This window comes from Plantactinospora sonchi (assembly GCF_036422035.1).
GTDB classification, from domain to species: domain Bacteria; phylum Actinomycetota; class Actinomycetes; order Mycobacteriales; family Micromonosporaceae; genus Plantactinospora; species Plantactinospora sonchi.
The window spans coordinates 133,821-151,400 of sequence record NZ_JAZGQK010000026.1; the positions used below are offsets into that span (position 1 = coordinate 133,821).

The 17,580-nt window shown below is 71.9% G+C and carries 17 protein-coding genes and 1 pseudogene; 9 read left to right on the top strand and 9 right to left on the bottom strand.

Annotated elements, in window-relative coordinates:
• Window positions 1-69 precede the first annotated feature (69 nt).
• Entirely contained in the window at window positions 70-2,220 is a 2,151-nt protein-coding gene (locus tag V1633_RS27715) for a hypothetical protein (RefSeq protein WP_456238646.1), read from the bottom strand.
• A gap of 274 nt (window positions 2,221-2,494) precedes the next feature.
• Here V1633_RS27715 and V1633_RS27720 point away from each other — a divergent pair, with 274 nt between their 5' ends.
• Both V1633_RS27720 and V1633_RS27725 read left to right on the top strand, forming a co-directional pair.
• Window positions 2,495-3,172, top strand: a complete 678-nt coding sequence (locus V1633_RS27720) for a BON domain-containing protein (RefSeq protein WP_331217206.1) — start codon at window positions 2,495-2,497, stop codon at window positions 3,170-3,172.
• Between the two features lie 189 nt (window positions 3,173-3,361).
• The gene (locus tag V1633_RS27725) at window positions 3,362-3,913 is read left to right on the top strand and encodes a DsbA family protein (RefSeq protein ID WP_331217207.1); all 552 of its coding nucleotides are present in this window, start codon (window positions 3,362-3,364) and stop codon (window positions 3,911-3,913) included.
• A 32-nt stretch (window positions 3,914-3,945) separates the two neighbouring features.
• Here V1633_RS27725 and V1633_RS27730 read toward each other — a convergent pair whose 3' ends face one another.
• The gene (locus V1633_RS27730) at window positions 3,946-6,996 is read right to left on the bottom strand and encodes a LuxR C-terminal-related transcriptional regulator (RefSeq protein WP_331217208.1); all 3,051 of its coding nucleotides are present in this window, start codon (window positions 6,994-6,996) and stop codon (window positions 3,946-3,948) included.
• Window positions 6,997-7,276: 280 nt separating this feature from the next.
• Between V1633_RS27730 and V1633_RS27735 the strand changes: the two genes are divergently transcribed.
• Entirely contained in the window at window positions 7,277-7,633 is a 357-nt protein-coding gene (locus V1633_RS27735; protein ID WP_331217209.1) for a hypothetical protein, read from the top strand.
• Between the two features lie 153 nt (window positions 7,634-7,786).
• Here V1633_RS27735 and V1633_RS27740 read toward each other — a convergent pair whose 3' ends face one another.
• Complete coding sequence (locus V1633_RS27740; RefSeq protein ID WP_331217210.1) at window positions 7,787-8,185, bottom strand: peptidase inhibitor family I36 protein; 399 nt, start codon at window positions 8,183-8,185, stop codon at window positions 7,787-7,789.
• A gap of 613 nt (window positions 8,186-8,798) precedes the next feature.
• Here V1633_RS27740 and V1633_RS27745 point away from each other — a divergent pair.
• A complete protein-coding gene (locus tag V1633_RS27745) occupies window positions 8,799-10,031 on the top strand; it encodes a DNA polymerase III subunit beta family protein (RefSeq protein WP_407952117.1) in 1,233 nt (410 codons plus the stop codon).
• A gap of 54 nt (window positions 10,032-10,085) precedes the next feature.
• Here the strand turns inward: V1633_RS27745 and V1633_RS27750 are convergent, their stop codons facing one another.
• Window positions 10,086-10,490: a VOC family protein gene (locus V1633_RS27750; protein ID WP_331217211.1), complete on the bottom strand. Its 405-nt coding sequence runs from the start codon at window positions 10,488-10,490 to the stop codon at window positions 10,086-10,088.
• Between the two features lie 148 nt (window positions 10,491-10,638).
• Between V1633_RS27750 and V1633_RS27755 the strand changes: the two genes are divergently transcribed.
• The 3 genes from V1633_RS27755 (at window position 10,639) to V1633_RS27765 (ending at window position 12,738) form a co-directional block, all read left to right on the top strand.
• Complete coding sequence (locus V1633_RS27755) at window positions 10,639-11,586, top strand: L,D-transpeptidase (RefSeq protein WP_331217212.1); 948 nt, start codon at window positions 10,639-10,641, stop codon at window positions 11,584-11,586.
• A gap of 20 nt (window positions 11,587-11,606) precedes the next feature.
• Window positions 11,607-12,224 carry a hypothetical protein gene (locus V1633_RS27760; protein WP_331217213.1) on the top strand — a complete coding sequence of 206 codons (618 nt, stop codon included), beginning with the start codon at window positions 11,607-11,609 and terminating at the stop codon, window positions 12,222-12,224.
• A 169-nt stretch (window positions 12,225-12,393) separates the two neighbouring features.
• Entirely contained in the window at window positions 12,394-12,738 is a 345-nt protein-coding gene (locus tag V1633_RS27765; RefSeq protein ID WP_331217214.1) for a CU044_2847 family protein, read from the top strand.
• A 234-nt stretch (window positions 12,739-12,972) separates the two neighbouring features.
• Here the strand turns inward: V1633_RS27765 and V1633_RS27770 are convergent, their stop codons facing one another.
• From V1633_RS27770 to V1633_RS27790, 5 genes and pseudogenes are all read right to left on the bottom strand, one after another.
• Window positions 12,973-13,482: an FBP domain-containing protein gene (locus V1633_RS27770; protein WP_331217215.1), complete on the bottom strand. Its 510-nt coding sequence runs from the start codon at window positions 13,480-13,482 to the stop codon at window positions 12,973-12,975.
• 146 nt (window positions 13,483-13,628) lie between these two features.
• The gene (locus tag V1633_RS27775) at window positions 13,629-14,090 is read right to left on the bottom strand and encodes a SitI3 family protein (protein ID WP_331217216.1); all 462 of its coding nucleotides are present in this window, start codon (window positions 14,088-14,090) and stop codon (window positions 13,629-13,631) included.
• A 12-nt stretch (window positions 14,091-14,102) separates the two neighbouring features.
• Window positions 14,103-14,524: pseudogene (locus V1633_RS27780) on the bottom strand (CdiA C-terminal domain-containing protein).
• Window positions 14,525-14,697: 173 nt separating this feature from the next.
• A complete protein-coding gene (locus tag V1633_RS27785; protein WP_331217217.1) occupies window positions 14,698-15,225 on the bottom strand; it encodes a DUF6244 family protein in 528 nt (175 codons plus the stop codon).
• 105 nt (window positions 15,226-15,330) lie between these two features.
• Window positions 15,331-16,149 (bottom strand): G5 domain-containing protein, encoded by an 819-nt coding sequence (locus V1633_RS27790; protein ID WP_331217218.1) that lies wholly within the window; start codon window positions 16,147-16,149, stop codon window positions 15,331-15,333.
• Between the two features lie 318 nt (window positions 16,150-16,467).
• Between V1633_RS27790 and V1633_RS27795 the strand changes: the two genes are divergently transcribed.
• Window positions 16,468-17,010, top strand: a complete 543-nt coding sequence (locus V1633_RS27795) for a hypothetical protein (protein WP_331217219.1) — start codon at window positions 16,468-16,470, stop codon at window positions 17,008-17,010.
• 160 nt (window positions 17,011-17,170) lie between these two features.
• Window positions 17,171-17,557 (top strand): VOC family protein, encoded by a 387-nt coding sequence (locus V1633_RS27800; protein ID WP_331217220.1) that lies wholly within the window; start codon window positions 17,171-17,173, stop codon window positions 17,555-17,557.
• Window positions 17,558-17,580 lie beyond the last annotated feature (23 nt).

Consider the following 17,580-nt stretch of genomic DNA (forward strand, 5'->3'; position numbering starts at 1 on the left):
GACACGGCCGTCGTTCGCCGGGCCGCCGGTGGGCCAGCCTGACGAGACAGATCGGCCGGACGAGACAGGTCAGCCGAGCCGGAAGACGACGTGGCCGCCGACCTCCTCGCGGCTGACACCGAGCCCGTCCACCGGCCGGGTCAGCACGTCCTGCCACGGCGTACCGGGCAGATACTCCGGTAGTACCACAACGGTGCGGACCCCGAGATCCCGCAGATAGCCGACGCTGGCCTGGTCGGGGAAAGTGGTTGTCATCGCGTGGGTCCGGGCCTGGGACTCCGGGGTGAAGGCGGCCAGCCCGTTGACGATGCGCGGGAAGCCGTCGGTGGACCAGAGCATCACGCTGAACTCCAACGTGCCGTTGGCCGGCAGCACCAGCATCGGCCCCTCCGCCCCGTGCATCGCCACCGGCTGCGGAATCACCGGGGCGTGCGGAGTCATATTGACGCCTTCCACGACAACCAGGGCCAGCGGAACCAGCGCGACAAGCCGGGCCAGCAGCCGGACACCACCCCGGTCCCCGCGAGCCGGCCGACGCGCCCCGTCCTCCTCCCCCGGCGCAACCGGATAGATCGCCGACCGGAGCACCGGAGCAGCGGGCGCGGCCGCGACCACCCCCGGCCCGGCCGCCGTCGGGACTGCGGCCCGGTTGGCCAGTACCGGCTCCGGCGGGCCAGCCGGTGCCCGGCCGGGATCCGGGGACCCGTCCGGACCCGGTACGTCCCGCGCCGGCTCCGGCTGACGGGTCAGCGCGGTGAGCGCCCCGGCGGCCAGGATGCCGAGCAGCAGCGTGGTCCAGAGGACAAGCCGACCGGAGGTACGGATCGCGTCCCAGCCGGGAACGTGCAGCACCAGGGTGGCGTACCCCGGATTGCCGTCACCGCCGAACGTGGTGCCGCTGGCCAACGCGACGCTGACCAGCACGCCGAGCGCGAGCAGCACCCGGTGTCGTACCCGCCAGGCCGAGTAGAACAGGCCGGCGAAGGCGAGCCCGATCAGCACCACCCCCGGCAGCAGCGTCATCTCCCCGACGAAGGAGAGGGTCTCCCGCGCGGCGGCGTGCCGCTCGCCCCACAACCAGTTCTCCGTCGGCGCGGTCAGGAAGCCACGCCACGGTGGGGAGAACATCTCCACCTGCTCCAACGTCCGACGACCGGCCGGATGCCGGGCCACCACCTCCAGGTACGGCATCACCATGAACAGGGTGATACCGAGAAACGCCCCGCCGCCGGCCAGATCGGCGGCGAGCAGTTTCCGCCCGAAAACCGGCCGGCGCCCACGCCGCCACCAGGACCAGAGGAAGCAGGCGGCGGCCACCAGGCAGATCAGTGCGAGGACGTAGCCGAAGGGCAGGCCGATCCCGAAGCCGAGGGTGATCTGCCAGGCCGCCACCAGCCAGCCGGTGAACGCCCAACCCGGCCGGGCCCGCTCCGGCCGGTAGCCGTACCGCAGCGACCAGCCATGTCCCCTGGCCAGCATCGCCAGGGCGAGGGCGATGCCGCCGATCGAGAGCACGTGCAGGTGACCCGCCTGGGCGAGGCGCCAGGGGGCGTACGCGAAGGCGACCCCCGCCACCGCCGCCCCGATCCGGGCCGCACCGAGCTGCCGGACCAGGGCGTACGCACCGACGAACGCGAGCGCGTGCACCAGGACGTACAGGATGTTGTAGCGCACGACGGCGGCAACCGGGCCCTCCCCGATCATGCCTGCCGGGGCGTAGCCGAGCAGGGTGTCGGAGTAGGCGTAGGTGTACGGCTCCGGGTAGAACGTATTCGAATGCCACAGTTGGAGCGGGTCGTGCAGCAGCGCGTGCCCACCCCAGGCGATCTGCCAGGCCTGCAGGGTCGGGTCACCGATGTCCTGCGGGATGGTGCGGGTCAGGTCACGCAGGGTCGGCCAGGTCAGCACGACGGCGAGCAGCAGGCCGCCGAGGACGGCGAGGGTCCACTCGTGGCGGAGCACGCGCAGGACCGCGACCCTGGTTCGGGCCGGGACGGCGCCGTGCCGGGACGGCTTGCCGTCGGCGGCGGCGTCGGCCCTGGGCTCGACCTCGTCCGCGTCGGGGCGGGGATCGGTGGTGGTGATGGAGGGTCGGGGGGGGGGGGGGGGGGGGCCGGGGGGGGGGGCGCCCCCCCCCCCCCCCCCCGCCTGCGGTCCGTCCGGCGCCTCCAGCTCCCGGCCGTCCGGCGCCGCCCCGGCGGCCTCCTGCTCGGTTGTCATTCCTCGCCTCGCCCTTCCGGCCGGGGCCCTCTCCCGCGCCATGTCGGCATCGATGATTCCTGATGCTCGTCGGCTCTGTCACGTCCGCCGCAGCCGACGTTCGGCTCGCCCGTTCCGGGTGAGGAGCCTTCACCCGGGCGCGCGGAAGGGTCGAAGTTGACGGGTGTGGCCGGCAGGGGCACCGGCGGGGCGCAGCCTACCGCCCGCCGCCACGGCAGGGACGGAACCGGTCCGGTCCGTCAGGTACCTGGACCCGACGCGGGGAGGAACGGCGATGGCCACCCGGACGATGATCCACAGCGACGAGGAGATCCAACACGACGTACTCGCCGAACTGGCCTGGGAACCCCGGGTCCAGCCCAACGAGATCGGCGTGTCGGTACGGGAAGGCGTGGTGACGCTCAGCGGCTGGGTGGACAACTACGCGAAGAAGTGGTCGGCCGAACGGGCCGCGCACCGGGTGACCCGGGTCCGGGCCGTCGCCAACGACATCGAGGTCCGGCTGCCGAGTTCCGTGGAACGCCCCGACCCCGAACTCGCCACCGCCGCGCTCCGGGCCCTGGAGTGGGACGCCTTCGTACCGGTGCAGGATCTCGACGTGACCGTCGCCAACGGGTGGATCGTGCTCCGTGGCGAGGTCGAGTGGGAGTACCAGCGGCGTGCCGCCGAGCAGGCGGTCGGTCGGCTGTCCGGGATCCGTGGGGTGACCAACGGCATCTCGGTACGACCGCACGAGACGCCGGTGCCGGCCGAGATCTCCGATCGGCTGCAGAGCGCCCTGGTCCGCAGCGTGGAGACGGATGCGGAGGGGATCGGGGTACAGACCCGGGACGGGGTCGTGGTGCTGGTCGGCACGGTCCGGTCCTGGCTGGAACGGGAGGAGGCCGAGCGGGTCGCCTGGTCGGCACCAGGGGTCACCCAGGTCGACAACCACATCACGGTACGGCTGTGACCTCTCCGGCGGTCCGGCGGTGACCTTCCCGGCGGTCCGTGGTCGACCCGCCCGCCGGCTCACGGCACGGCCGGCGGATCCGCTCCCCGGCCCTCACCCGTTGCGGGTGAGGGCTACTCACCCCGTTCGGTGCGAACCTCCTGACACCACATCGCGCCGTTCGCGCGCCGGGGCCACCGAGGAGCATGAGTGAGCACTCCCCTGCAGGTCACGGTCAGCCGGCTCCGGGTGCCCGTCACCGAGGCCGACCACATCCGAGGGCCGGTGGACGCGCCTGCCACGCTCGTCCAGTACGGCGACTACCAGTGTGTGCACTGCGGCAGCGCGCACGCCGTCCTCGGGGAGGTTCTGCGCCAACGGCCGGAGAGCGTCCGGCTGGTCTTCCGGCACTTTCCGCTGATCAACGTCCACCCGTACGCCGAGGACGCGGCAGAGGTCGCCGAGGCGGCGGCGGCCCGGGGCAGCTTCTGGGAGATGCACGACTGGCTCTTCGAGCACCAGGACCAGCTCGACCCGGTGCATCTCTCGCTCGGCATGCAGCAGCTCGGGCTGCCGGCGGACGAGATCGGCGAGGAGGTCGCCGGGCACGCCTACCTGGACCGCATCCGGGGCGACTTCGTCGGTGCCATCCGCAGTGGGGTCAACGCCACTCCGACGTTCTTCCTCAACGACTTCCCGCACGACGGGTCGTACACGATCGCCGATCTGCTGGCCGCGATCGACAAGGCGGCGAGCGACTGACCTGGCCCGGGTTGGAGCGGGTCGGGGGCGGCTCAGAGCAGGCGGAGTTCGCGGGCCCGGCGTACCGCGTCCCGACGCCGGGTGGCGTCCAGTTTGCGATAGATGTTGCGGACGTGAGTCTTCACGGTGTTGACCGAGAGTGACATCTCCGCGGCTATCTCCACGTTGGACAGAATGCTCTGCAGGTAGCGGAGGACTGTCAGTTCCCGCTCCGTCAGCGGTTCACCCAACGGCGGCACCATCGGGGACGGCCGGCCCGTGACCGCACTGGCACCGATCAGGTCACTCAGCGTCGCCCAGTACCCGGTCCCCGAGTCGAGGTGGGTGGTGAGCAGTTCCCGTACCGACGGATCCGCCCGGGTGAAGACCCGGCGGAAACCTTCGGGCTCGGCCAGCTCCAGCACCCGTTCGACGATCCGGGCGGCGCGACGGTGGTCGCCGGCCAGCCGGGCCGCGCCGGCGTCGAGCAGGCCGGCCTCCAGCCGCAGCGCCAGGGGCCAGTCGGCCGCCGACGTGTCCCACTCCGGCAGCGTACGGACGGCGCTTCGCGGATCGCCCCCGCGCAGGTACGTCCGGGACAGCGCGACCGCCAACGGCGCCACGGGTTCGACGCCCGACTCGACCGCCGGGAGCAGCAGAGCCCTGGCCGACTCGAGGTCACCGTGCGCGGTACGCAGGTCGGCCTCGCCGACCAGCAGCCAGTGCGCCAGCAGCCGTCCACCCGGCGGTTGCCCCGCTCCCCGACCGTCGGGCCGTACGACGGCCGCCGCGCGACCGTCCGGGCGGGCCACGGCGCCTCGACTGTCCGGGCTCGCGACAGCCACCCCGTCGTCGGCGTGTGCGGGGATCGGCCGACTGTCGGGGCGGATCCCCGGGCGTCGTGGGTCGGGCCGCTCGGCCAGACTTCGTCGGGCGCCGTCCAACACCTGGTGGGCTCCGCCGAGGTCGCCACGGTCCCGCAGCACCTGCGACCGGAGCAGTCCGAGCAGCACGACAACCAGCGGTTCGTCCACGTACTCGGCCGCTCGTGCGGCCAGTGACAGCTTGACGTCGGCCTCGTCGGTCCGGTCCCGGTGCAGGGCGACCAGTGCCTGGGCGAGGTGGGCGTGCACGCCGTCCGCGGGTCGCGCGGGTACCCCGAACGGCCCGCCGCTCAGCGCCGTCCGAGCCGCCTGGTCGGCGGCGCGCAGCTGCCCACGCAGGGCCCGGACCAGGGCAAGCCGTCCCAGGCAGAGCCGGCCGGCCCGGGACAGCCCGGCCGCGTCGGCGTCGGTCAGCCCGTCGGCGAGGTCCGCCTCCGCGCCGAGGTCGCCCGTGCCGAGCCGCGTCCCGGCGCGGACGATCCGGGCGACGGCCACCCCGGCCCGGTCCAGCGCGAACCGTTCCGGATCGGCCCTGGCGACGTCGATCGCGCCGACGCCGATCCCGTCGTCATCCGTGGTGACCCCACCGGGTCGGTCGGGGTCGACCCGGTGCAGGTCCAGCAGGCGGGCGGTCTGCGCCTCGACGGCCGGACCGTCTCCGACCGACTGGGCCGAGGCGAGCCGCAGCGCGGTGCCGATCCGGCACAGGCGGTAGCGACGGGCCTCGTCGTCGAGCCGGTCCGCGAGGTCCGCCGCGAGGTCCAGGTAACCGCTCGCGGATACCGGATCCCGTGCGTCCAGCCGGTCCGCCGCGCAGGCCAGGGCGAGTTCGGGGGTGGTGCGGAGCATCTCCGGAGGCGGTGGTGGCGGGTTGGTCCGGGCCGGACCGGTCTGGCCGTACGGCACCAGGTCCGGCCAGTGCCGAAGCAGCAGGGTCGAGGCGTACTGCCAGTCGGCACCGGCGAGTGCGTGGCGGAGCGCCTCGTCGGGCAGATCGTGCCCGGCGGACCAGACCGCCGCCCGTCGGTGCAGCTCGGCAAGCTGGTCAGCGGGCCGCCGGGCCAGCTCCGCACGAAGCAGTTGCGCGACCATCGGATGGATCCGGTACGTCGGCGGTCTCCCGCCGAGCGGAATCACGAACCCGCCGTGCCGACCGAGTTCGCCGAGCAGCCGGTCCCCGTCAGCACGCTCGCCGTGCGCGTGGTCCCCGTCAGCACGCTCGGTGCGCTCGGTGCGCTCGGGGTGGTTGTGGCGGTCGGCGCGGTCGACGCTGACGCTGCGGTCGGAGCGGTCGGTCAGGGCGGTGATCAGGTCGGCGGAGAAGGCCGCCGTCACCGAGGCGCGGCACAGCGCCTCCCGCGCCTCGGCGGAGAGGTTGGTGAGCAGTTCCTCGGTCAGGTAGTCGGCGACGTCCGGATGCTCTCCGGTGAACTCCTCGACGAACCGGGCCGGATCGGGATGCCCGGCTCGGGCAAGTGCGGCGAACCGCAGGCCGGCCGCCCATCCCTCGGTACGGCCCCACAGCCCGTGGGTCTCGTCGGCCGACAGCGGTACGCCGTACGCGGCGAACAGTTCGGTCACCTCGTCGGGCCGGAACGCCAGGTCGGCGGCGCGGACCTCGGTCAGCTCGCCGCCGAGTCGCCAACGGTGCAGGGCGAGCCCGGGATCGGTGCGGCACCCGATCACCAGTCGGAGTCGACCCGCCGCGTGTCGGAGGAGGAACTCGAGTCCGTCGGCCACCTGCGGGTCGTCGACCTGGTGCAGATCGTCGAGGACGAGGGTGACCGGTACGGTCCGTCCGGCGAGTTCCTCGGCGAGGTGCGGCAACCCGTACCCGCTGTCTGGTTCGTCCCGCCCGTCCGGGGCGTCGGTACGCAGCGCGGCGGAGAGGTACGTCCAGAGCCGTTCTCCGCCGTCGCCTGGCTCCACCGACAGCCACCCCAGCGAGGACCGCTCCCCACCGCCGGTGGATCCGATGCCGTCCGCACCGCCCGTGGACCGGTTACCCGTCGCGCTCCGCGCCTGGTACGTCGCGCTCCGCGCCTGGTACCAGGAGCTCAACAGCATCGTCTTGCCCCAGCCGGCGGAGGCCGAGACCAGCGTCAGCGGGCCGGCCGTTCCGGCGTCGAGCAGTTGGAACAGCCGGGGCCGGGGCATCACCACCGCGCCGGACGTCGGCGCGACCGCAAGCTTCGTGCTGAGCAGTGGCTCCCTCGACACGTCCACCTCCTCCCACGGCTCGCCGCGTGCCCTGCGGCGGCGGATACCCCGCCCACCGGGCTTCACCCCTTGCGGACGAGCCCGGTTCACCCGCCCGCGCCGGAGGCTGACGGCCCGGGCGACCAGCGCCGGACCGACGAGGTGCCCGGACGACCACCCGCGGGGCCGCCGGCGCTGCCGCTACCGGTGCGGGGCACGGTCCGCGGCGGTGACGTCACCGGGCCGGGGACGGTCCGGCGGATGGCCGGGGGTGGCGGCGTCGAGCTGGGAGGGCACGCGGATGGCCTGGTTGACCGGGGGTGTGGTGGCGGTGGCGACGGTGGCCGTGGGGGTTCTGGCGCGTCGCCGGTCACGGTCGAGGTCGTACACGGTCACCATCGATCGGCCGCCGGCGGAGCTGGCGCCGGGTGGCCGGCTTCCCCCGGCGGTGGCGAGCCTGGGCTCCGGGGTGGCGGTCACGCTACGGGCCGCACCGGACGGCCGGGGTACCGAGTTGGTGGTCCGGCTCCGGGAGGGGGAGCCGAGCGTGTTCGCCGTACTGTGCGCCTGGCTCACCGGCGAGGACCGGCACACGGCGGTACGGTCCGCGCTGCGGCAGGCCAAACAGCTGGCCGAGGCGGGCGGGACGGGTCGCTGACGCCGAGGCGGACGGCGCCACCCGGCCGTGCAGGGCTGAGGCGGTGCCGGCCGAGGGCTGAGGCGGGGCCGGCCGAGGGCTGGGGCGGGGCCGGCCCACGGGCCCTTCGCGGCCGAGCGGCCGGGAGGGGGTGCCGTGGGCCGGGGTACGACGTCAGTAGACGAAAACGCTCTTGCCCGGGAAGCTGAAGCCCGGGTTGCTACCGCTGAGCAGCAATGGTCGTCCCGTGCAGTCGTCGTTCGGGAAGAGGGTCGCGGCCCGGCTGTTGGTGTTGACCGACGAGTGGGCCCGGTCGGCCCAACCGTGCTCCACCAGGTCGACGCAGGTGCCGACGTCGGGGTTCAGCGCGGAGACGGTGAACCTGGCGCCGGTGTGGCCCGCGCCCTCGAAGAGGCACAGCGCGCGGAAGAGGTCACAGGTGTCGGTGGCGGCGGTGTTCGCCGCCGACGGTGCGGCGGTGGCGGGAGTGGCGATCGCACCGCCGGCCAGCACCGCTACGGCCAGCGGCACCATGAACCGGGAAATCGTACGCCTGATGCTGTGGTTACCCATGTTTCGCTCCCTGTTCTCGGACGAGCACCAATAGCGGCGAGCGACGTCGGTTTCGGAGGATCCGAAAAATACCGACAGGGAATCGACCGTTGCGACAACGGACAGTGGAACGCCGACTGATCGTGGCAGTCGGCGGCGAGCGAACCGATACGGCGGTGGCCGTGGTTCGGCAGGTCGGGGGCCGTTACGTCGGCGGTCCCACGGCGGCACCTTGGCACGCGAGGCCGGCCAGCGGCCTTCTCACACTCACGGCGCCCCCGTACGCGGTCAACTGTGGAGAAACAGAATCGCTCGCCAATACATAGAAGAACGCCGATAGGCTAGCACGCACTCCGCGATCTCCACAACGACACGTAATCGATGTCGCCATCCACACCAACCGCGATTGCCGACACACATCTGGCCAGTCCGCCCGAAGCTCGGACAGATCCCGCCAGTCCGCCGTTCCAAAACAATCCTAACCTGGCCGACAATGCCTTTTAATTCATTTTTGTCCGTCAATGTGTTGCCATCCGCCGTCGACGTCGTACGACGAGGGCGCCGGGTCCGGTGGCGGGGCCCTCCCGGCCGGCGGTTGACCCTCGACCTGGTCGAGGGGGCAGAATCGCCGGACGTGGAGGCCGGAGACGAACTGCTGAGCATCGGCGAGATGGCCCGGGCCAGTGGCCTGACGGTCAGCGCCCTGCGGTTCTACGACGGTGCCGGCGTGCTGGCGCCCGCCCTGGTCGACCCCGCCACCGGCTACCGCTGGTACGCGACGGACCAACTCCCGGAGGCCCGCCTGCTGGCCGGACTCCGCCGGATCGGCATGCCGCTCGCCGAACTCAGCCGACTGCTCGACCTGCGCGGGTCGGACCTGGCGGCCGCGTCGAGTCTGCTCGACGCCCACCTGAGCCGGCTGGAGGACGGGCTCGCCGACGCCCGGCGGGAGATTTCCCGGCTGCGCGCGCTCTTCCTCGCCCCGGCGCCGGAGGACAGCGTGTACCCGGCGGAGAGGTCCGGACGGGCCGGTTTCCGGGTCCGGCTCACCGTGCCGGACGCGGACCTGGCGGCGGCGGTCGACGCGGTACGGTTCGCGGCCCGGCTGAACCCGGCGCTGCCGGTGCTGGGTGGCGTCTGGTTCGAGACCGACGGGCACGTCCTGCGGCTGATCGCCACCGACCGGTACCGGATGGCCGTTGCCGAACTCGACGCCGCGCCGACCCGGGACGGCCCGACGCGGGCGGTGATCGCGCCGGTCGGCTTCGTCGACGAGGCCCGCGCGCTGCTGGCCGGGAGCGGTCCGACAACCGGTGGGCTGACGACGGTCAGCCTCGGCACCGGCAGCATCAGCCTGCGGGCCCGGGGTCGACGGATCAGCGCCACGACGCTCGACGACGACGTCCCGGACTACCGGCGGCTGCTCCGGGAGGCAACCGGCGATCCGGAGCACCGGCGGGTCACCGTGGACGCGTCCCGACTGCGCCAGCACCTGGCCACCGCGCCGGCCAGGACGGTGGTACGCCCCGCCGACGGCGCCCGGTGCGCGGTCAGCGTCCTCTCCGTCGACCCGACCGGCGAACTCACCATCGGAGACCACCCGACCGGCGAACTCACCACCGGCGCCGACCCGACCCGCGAACTCACCACCGGCGCCGACCCGACCGAGCCGCGATCCGGGTCGGACGTGGTACGGGTCGGGGTGAACCGGGAGTTCCTGCTCGACGCCCTCGACGCGCTGGACGCCAGTGACCCGACCGGTAGCGGTCAACTGCTCCTCGACCTGAACGGCCCGATCCGCCCGCTGGCCGTACGCCGGGCTGACGACAGCCGCGCCTTCTCGATCCTGATGCCGATCCGGCTCTGAGCCGCCCGACCGCGTCCCGCACGGCGCCGGGTGGGACGCTCGCGCGGACGGCGGTCACTCCCCCGGTTCGGTGAAGAGCGTCAACTGCAACCGGCCGGGGGCGGTCAACCGGGAGTTCACCGAGTTCCACGGGGTCCGGCGAGGCTCGGCGAGCACCGTCGCCCCGGCGTCGGCCAGCGTCGCGGTCACCGCCGCCGCGTCGTCGACCTCCAGGGCGACCCGGATGTGTCCGGCGACCCGCTGCCCCACCTCCACCTCGTCGACGTACTCGGCGTGCCCGGGATCCGCGATCTCCAGGGTGGCCTGGCCCGCCTCGAGGATGACGACCCGGCCGTCCGGGGACGAGAAGGCGTTGCGCTCGGGCAGACCGAGGACGTCCCGGTAGAACCGGACGGCCTCGTCGTAGTCGGCCGCGGTGACCACGAGCCGGAGTTGGCGGACGGCGGGTCGATCGGTCATCACCCCAGTCTGGCAGCCGGCCCGGGCGCTCCCGGTACCCGACGTGACGTCGAGGGCTCGGGTCACCGTGGACAAACTGCGGTTCATCGGCGCGGACACGCGCGGACGATCCACCTGACCAGGCAGTTCCGACACTTAGAGTTACTACATGGGCTTCGTCCGGTTAAATCCGTTTGCTCCTGGTCGGCTGCGTCGGCGTACCGCCGTCGTCGCGCTCGCCGTACTCGGTGGGCTGCTCGCCACGGCGCTGGTGGTGGGCGGCGTGCCGACGCCACGACGGACAGCCGGGCCGCCGCCCGGCGGCGAACCGGGCCGACCCACGGCCGGCCCGACGCCCGGTGCCGGGTTCTCCGGCGACGCGGCGCCGCTGCCTGCGGCCCCGCCGCCGGCCGACCTGCCGGTGGTCGACTACGGGCCGGCGCCGGGCGGTTTCCCGGCCGACCCGGATCCGATGTCGACGGTACGACTCGGCGAGGGCCTGCGGCCGATCCGACGGGTCGTCGCGTACGACGCACCGGGTGGCCGCCCCCGCGCCTGGCTCGCCCCGACGATCAGCGGTGTCGAGGTCACCATGCCGATCGTCGAACGCCGTTCCGGTTGGTTCGCCGTGCTCCTGCCGTCGGCCAACCGGACCATCGGCTGGGTCCCGCCCGGCGCGTGGACCACCATCACCCTGCCCGACCTGGTCATCGTCGACCGGGGCGGCCGGCGACTGCACTGGTACCGGGACGACCGGCTGGTCGCCTCCTGGCCGGTCAGCGTCGGCGCCCGAGCCACCCCGACCCCGCTGGGCCGTACCTTCATCCTCGGCCGCTCCTCCCTGCCCGGCCGGGTGTACGCGGACACCGAGGTGTTCGCGCTCGGCGCCGTACCCGACGAGCCGGAATCGGTGCCGACCGGGCTGCGTGGCGCGCACATCGGACTGCACGCCTGGTACCGCGACGCCGAGTTGGGCCGGACGAACAGCAACGGCTGCGTACGGATCACGAAACGCGCCCAGCAGCGGCTGCTCGCGGAGTTGGGTCCCGGCACCGAACTGCTGGTGCTCGACCGGTTCACCGCCCCCGCCCGGCTGCCCGGCCCACCCGCCGTCTGACCGACTTCTATCGTGTCCGGATGACGATCGACTGGAAGACCGTCGTCCGTACCGACCGTCCGCCCGATGCCCGGGCGGTGGCCGCCTCACACTCCCGGGTCGGGTGGGTGGCCGAGGAGATCACCGAGCCTGCGGTGGTCGCCCTCATCCGTGAACTCCAGCGCCTGCGTAGCACTGACTTCGTCCAGGTCGCCCGTTTCCGGCCGACGGTCCACGACGACACCCTGAGTTGGTTCGTCTCGCGGAACCGACCGTACGAGTGGGATTTCTTCCGTCACCTGCTCGGCCACCGCGCCACCCGGACAGTCCTGCCGGACCTGGGCATCCCCGATCCCCTGCGCGAGGTCCCCGGCCTGACGGCGGTACGTCTGCACGCCCTCGACGGGGAACTCGGCGCGGAAATCAACGCCGGGTCGGTCTACACCCGCTACGACGGCACGTTCTGGGAGGCGAAGCGGCTCGGTTTCGAGTTCCTGCGCGGGCTGGTCGGCGACCGGCCGGCCGACTTCGCCGCCTACTTCACCTCCGAGGCGTGGACGTCGTGGTTCAGCGCGCCCATCCCCACCGACCGGACCTGGGTGATCATCGACCGGGGCGCGGCCCGCGTCCTGGTCATCTGCCTCACCGACAGCGACTGAGGACACCGGTTGTCCACCACCAGTGCCGGATCAGGTAGACGACACCCGTCCCGGCTGAGACGACCCGTCAGCGGATTACGTGGCGCCGTACCGTCTGATATCGATGTACGGGCCCGCGTCGACCCGTCTGGTCGTCGCAGCGCTACCGAAGGGCGGTCTGGTGGAGTCTGTGCTGCTCAGAGTTCCGATCGAGGACGGCAGTGACGAGTTCGTGGAGGTGGAGGCGGACTTCGAGGACCAGGAGGAGTCGCTCCGACTCGCCTCGGCGCACGACCGGCGGGCCCGGGTCAGCGCGTTCTCACTGGCTTCGGCGATGGACAAGGTGATGCCGGTGCTGCGGACGATCGTGCGTCGGGTCCGGTCCACCGAGCACGCGCCCGACGAGATCGCCATGGAGCTGGGTCTGAAGGTCGGCGGCGAGCAGGGCTTCATCCTCACCAAGGGCACCGCCGAGGCGACCCTCACCCTGACCCTGACCTGGCACAAGCCGCCAACCACACATAGTGGATCGTGAAGGCGTCGCGGCCGGTGCCGGTCGACCGCTGACCGGGCGGTCCGAGCGGGGCGTGCCGACGCCCCTACCCGGTCGGCCACCTCGTGCGGCACCGGAACAACCGCTGCGACGACCGGAATCGTCTGACGGACCCGGATGCCGAACGGAAAGCCCCGCCGTCCGCGCTGGGAACGACGGGGCCTGATCTTCTGCCGGCCTGTCCGGTGCCGCGTCTCGCGGCCGTCGCCGCTGTCATCAGCCTGCGACCACCCGGTTGACGAAGGCGTTCAGGTTGGTCATCGTCCGACCGATCCGCTCCTCCAGGGTGAGCGTCTCCTCCCGGCGGACCAGGCGCGTCTTCGGCTGGCGCTTACCGCGGAGGTAGAGCGAGCAGGCCAGATCCGTGCAGAGGTATTCGCCGACGGTGTTGCCCTGCCGTCCGGCGGCGCCGGCCAGTGGCGCCACGAACAACGACACCCCCGAACCCCCGTGGTCGGTCAGACACACCTGGCACATACTCGACCGCATCGCGGTGACCTTGCGAGTCTCCGGCCGGCGCAGCACCAGACCGGTGGGACCGTTTTCCCCGGGCACGACCAACAGCGCCCGCAACTCGGCCCCCGGGTCGGCCCAGCCTAGAAAGTCCAGGTCGGCCCAGGGAACGCCGCCTTCGGCGAAACCTGGGGGCAACCGGACCCGGCCCGCCTCACCTTTGCTGCAGTTTACGAACGATGCCCGGATCTCCCGTTCATCAATTGGTTCCATGGCGGCGAAGCTAGCCGACCTGTCACCGCAGGTCACCCCTATTTGCGGCGCCTGAGGGCGGCGCACTCGCCCACGGTGACCGCGATCACCGCCGGCAGGCTCGGACAGGCCCGGTCAGTGGGCGCCGCCACCGCGCCCCCGACTCGTCACACCTGCCACCCGGCAACAAGCTCGTCAACACCATAGTTGTGCCACCATGTGGGCCTGTGCTTGCGCAACGCTCCGTCGACTCGCGTCAGCAACAGCCAATTCCCGTTCAGCACAAAGGCCGCGTCTTCCTTCCGGGCGGCCAATATCCGAGCCACGGTAGCCACCATGTTCGGCGTCGCGTCATCCCTCGGCTCGTCCTTGCCCATGCGGAAGCCGACATTCACGTATGCTTCCGGCTCCCACTCCCAGTGGGAGCCGTCGTCACGTTCGGCGTCGTAGTACCCGTGGCGGCCGCCGTAGACACTGATTGCGTACCCGTTCCGTTCATACAGGTCGGCGGTCAGCACTCGTGAACGTCCAGGCGAGGCGGGGGTTTCAATGGCTTCTGGGGCAGCGAGACTGGCCACCTCCTCCAACGGGATGTCGCCCGCCAGGGTCAACCGATACTCGACGGCCATATGTGCCCCTCCTCATTCTCGCCGCACGATCTGAAGGATCGCGCCGCCGCGTACCACTGCCACCAACTCTTTCAGGTCGGGTATCGGCCAGTCATCAAACTGCTTCTGCAGGGCCCGCATATCGCCGCGCCAGTCTTCGAGGTTCAACACGATCCGCTGGGTCTGCTGGGCGGCCACCTTGTCGCTGACCTCCGTCCAAACGCCCCGAACCGGCTTCGCGGAGGTAGGAGAATAGCAGTCGATTATTGCTCTTCGAGCAGATAGTCCGGCTTACTGTCTGACTTTCCCACGTCACCGGTGCTCCGGCGCGCCTCCGCGATCTCCTGCCGCGTGGGGTTCTGATGAACCCGGTAGCCCTGTTGGGCGACGGTGTCGGCGCACCTGTTCTCCAGGTCCAGCGCGCGCCGGACATCGGCATCTTCCCGGCGGCCGATCCTGGTCCGCGGTCCGGTCCGGGACTGGCCAGGAATACCGCTGGGTCGCCTGCTCCACGGCGTTCCTGGAACGCTGATCGTAGGGACGGCATCCCCCGATCCGGACGACGTCGGTGTCAGTTCACCGGCGCTGGCAGGCGCAGGGCTGGCAGGTACGGGTCCGCCAGCCCCGGTCAGTTTCCCGAGGAGCCCAACTGTCGGGCCCGCACGATCGCCACGTCGGTGGACTGTCGAGCGTTGCTCATCCGTTGGGTCAGCGGCACCAGGACCTGCGTGATGTTCTGCAGCGCGGAGAGCATCGGTCCCGGCTGTCCGCCCTGCAACGTCACGGTGACCAGCCGTTGCGTCTTGTCGACCTGCTCGATCGTCGCGGACGCCGCCTCCCGGGCCCGGTCCAACCGTTCCTGCACCGGCGTCAGTCCGGCGATCGACTCCTGTGGCGAGCCCTCCTGCGGAACGGCCGCCGTCGCCTTCGCCGCCTCGCCGATCAGGCCGCCGAGGTTGCCGAGTCTGCCCTGGATTTCGCCGATCGCCTGCTGCACGGCCAGCATGCCGGTCGCCACCGCGACGAAGCCGGCGCCGGCCGCCTGGCGCGCCACCTCCTCTGCCTGCCGGCCCGCCGCAGCGGCCTGACCCTGCGCCTGTTCGACTCCTGCGGTGAGCGCACCCAGCTCAGTAGCGATCTCCTCGACCTGAGACACCTGACCGACCTCACTCGAATCCGTTGCAGATGGGTGATCCAACGCTACGACATGAGCCGGTCAACTCCGGTACGCGATCAACGCGGAGTTCGGTGTCGAGTCAGGTCAGTCGTCGCAGCCGTAGCCGTCACCGTCCCGGTCCAGGTCGTAGATGTCCCGGCCGATCACTTCCACCGGCCCCTCGACGTACGCCGGGCCGTTGCCGCTGCCGCCCGCGCAGTCCACGTCGCTGGCGACCGGTACGCAGCCGCTGTAGTTCGGGTCGCAATTCCGCGTCTCCCGGGTGCCGACCGCGACGACCTGGGTGACCGGCCTCCTGGTCACCTCCTCGTCGACCAGACGCTTCCCGGTCTGCACCCCGTTGGTGTACGTCACCTCGTAGGTCAACGTCTTCCGCCCGGGCACGCCCTTGGTCCGTACCTTGCGGGTGCCCTTGGCCAGCGACGAGTCCTGCACGGTTCGCTCGCCGAAGGGGATGTTCCGGGTCTCGGTGGTCGTCCGCTTCTCGACGGTCGGCCCCGCCGAAGGCGTGGTCGGGTTGGCCGCCGGTGTGGTGACCTGCGGTCCGGCCTCCGCAGGTTCGGTCGGAGCCGACCCGGCCGGCGTACCGGAGTCCGACGGAGCGGAGGAGATCGCTGTAGCGGAATCGGCGGCCCGCGGGTCCCGCGCATCCCCCGCCGAGGTACCGGCTGCGGTCTGCTTGGGGTCCTCGGCGCCGCTCCCGATCGCGACCAGCCCTCCGCAGCAGAGCAGGAGTGCCAACACCGGAGCGCCGACGATCAGTGCCGCCTTCTGACCCGGTCCGAGCCGACCCGGTCGACGTACGGGTGGACCGGCCGGATAGCCGGGTCGGTACGGCACCGCCGGCATCGGTTGGGTCGGGTAGCCGTGCCCGGACGGCTCGTACGGCGTCTGAGAGGTCACCGGGGCAGTCTGGCGCCCTGCCGAGATCATCCACAGTGGTCGTTGATGGGACCCTGCCGCACTGTTCGGCTGTGGACGACCACGTGGACCGATGTCCCGCCCGGTCGGCCGGCCCTGGCCGGCTGCTGGACGGATCAATCTCGTCGGCCGATCGGAGCAGCAGGTCAGCCGTACGACACTCGTCGACTCCCCAGGTGAGGGCGTGACCCGCTCTTCCGCCACCGACGGTCGCCGCCGTACCCGAACAATTCCTGAACCTGGCCTGAACCCCGCCGATCAGGATGAACCGGTGGTGAGCACCGAATTCCTGGAGGACAGATGCGCAGCTGGATCGGTCGTCGGCCGCTACTGCTCAGCACGATGCTCGGCCTCGCCCTGCTGGGGGGTGTGACCGCCTGTGGCGACGACCCGGCCCCGACCGTCGACTCCGGCGGTACGGAGGGCAGCGTCCCGGACGGCAGCGGCACGCCGGGCGGCGACGCCGCCGAGCCGGGGGGACCGGCCGGCGGCACCGGCAACCTGAGCATCGTCGCCGACGGCAGGACATACCGCTTCGTCACCGACGACTGCGCGACCGTCGAGGTGCCGACGAAGCTCTTCTCGCTGAGCACCGAGGACGCGAGCATCGAAATGTCCCTGCCGTTCGCACCCGGCCCGTTCGACCAGGACAGCGACGGGGCGACGGTGCCGCTGACCCTCGGCGACGCGGACGAGACGTACCAGACGGTGGCGTTCACCGGCGAGCGGACCGAGAGCGGCGACCGGACCTCCGGCGCGCTGAAGGGTACGGCGAAGCACGCCATCACCGGCGCTGAGGTCGAATTCAGCCTCGACTTCGACTGCCCGCTGAGCCGGGACTGACCGGCTACGAGCGTTCACCTGGCCGGGCTGCCCGCCTGCGACCACTCGCACCGAGTCGGAGTGGCCGACCTGCGCCGGGTTGACGGACAGGGGCCGAACCCGCGCCGTCCCACTCTGGAGCGTGCCGGCGTCGACAGGGCCGGAGGCGTACGGTCGGTCCGTGTCCAGGTTCCGATCCCCCCAGGTCATCCTGTTCAGCGAGAACGTCGCCCGGGCGGCCGCCTTCTATCGTGGTCTCGGATTCACCGAGACCTTCCGGGTGCCCGCCGAGGGCGAACCCGTCCACGTCGACCTCGCCCTCGACGGCTACAAGATCGGCATCGCCTCGGTCGCCTCCAGCCGCGACGACCACGGACTCGACCCGGTCCCCGACGGGCAGCGGGCCGCCGTCATCCTCTGGACCGACGACACCCGCGCGGCGTACGCCGAGGTCACCGCGAGCGGGGCGCCGGCCCTGGCCGCACCGTACGAATGGCTCGGTCGGCTGTTGATCGCCTGGACCGCCGACCCGGACGGGAACCCGGTCCAGCTCGTCCAGCCGCTGTGATCAATTCCCGGAACGCTCCGCCC

Coding starts and splice junctions, on each gene's coding strand:
- V1633_RS27715 (WP_456238646.1), bottom strand. CDS start 2,220: ATGACAACCGAGCAGGAGGCCGCCGGGGCGGCGCCGGACGGCCGGGAG.
- V1633_RS27720 (WP_331217206.1), top strand. CDS start 2,495: ATGGCCACCCGGACGATGATCCACAGCGACGAGGAGATCCAACACGAC.
- V1633_RS27735 (WP_331217209.1), top strand. CDS start 7,277: ATGGCCTGGTTGACCGGGGGTGTGGTGGCGGTGGCGACGGTGGCCGTG.
- V1633_RS27740 (WP_331217210.1), bottom strand. CDS start 8,185: ATGGGTAACCACAGCATCAGGCGTACGATTTCCCGGTTCATGGTGCCG.
- V1633_RS27750 (WP_331217211.1), bottom strand. CDS start 10,490: ATGACCGATCGACCCGCCGTCCGCCAACTCCGGCTCGTGGTCACCGCG.
- V1633_RS27755 (WP_331217212.1), top strand. CDS start 10,639: ATGGGCTTCGTCCGGTTAAATCCGTTTGCTCCTGGTCGGCTGCGTCGG.
- V1633_RS27760 (WP_331217213.1), top strand. CDS start 11,607: ATGACGATCGACTGGAAGACCGTCGTCCGTACCGACCGTCCGCCCGAT.
- V1633_RS27770 (WP_331217215.1), bottom strand. CDS start 13,482: ATGGAACCAATTGATGAACGGGAGATCCGGGCATCGTTCGTAAACTGC.
- V1633_RS27775 (WP_331217216.1), bottom strand. CDS start 14,090: ATGGCCGTCGAGTATCGGTTGACCCTGGCGGGCGACATCCCGTTGGAG.
- V1633_RS27795 (WP_331217219.1), top strand. CDS start 16,468: ATGCGCAGCTGGATCGGTCGTCGGCCGCTACTGCTCAGCACGATGCTC.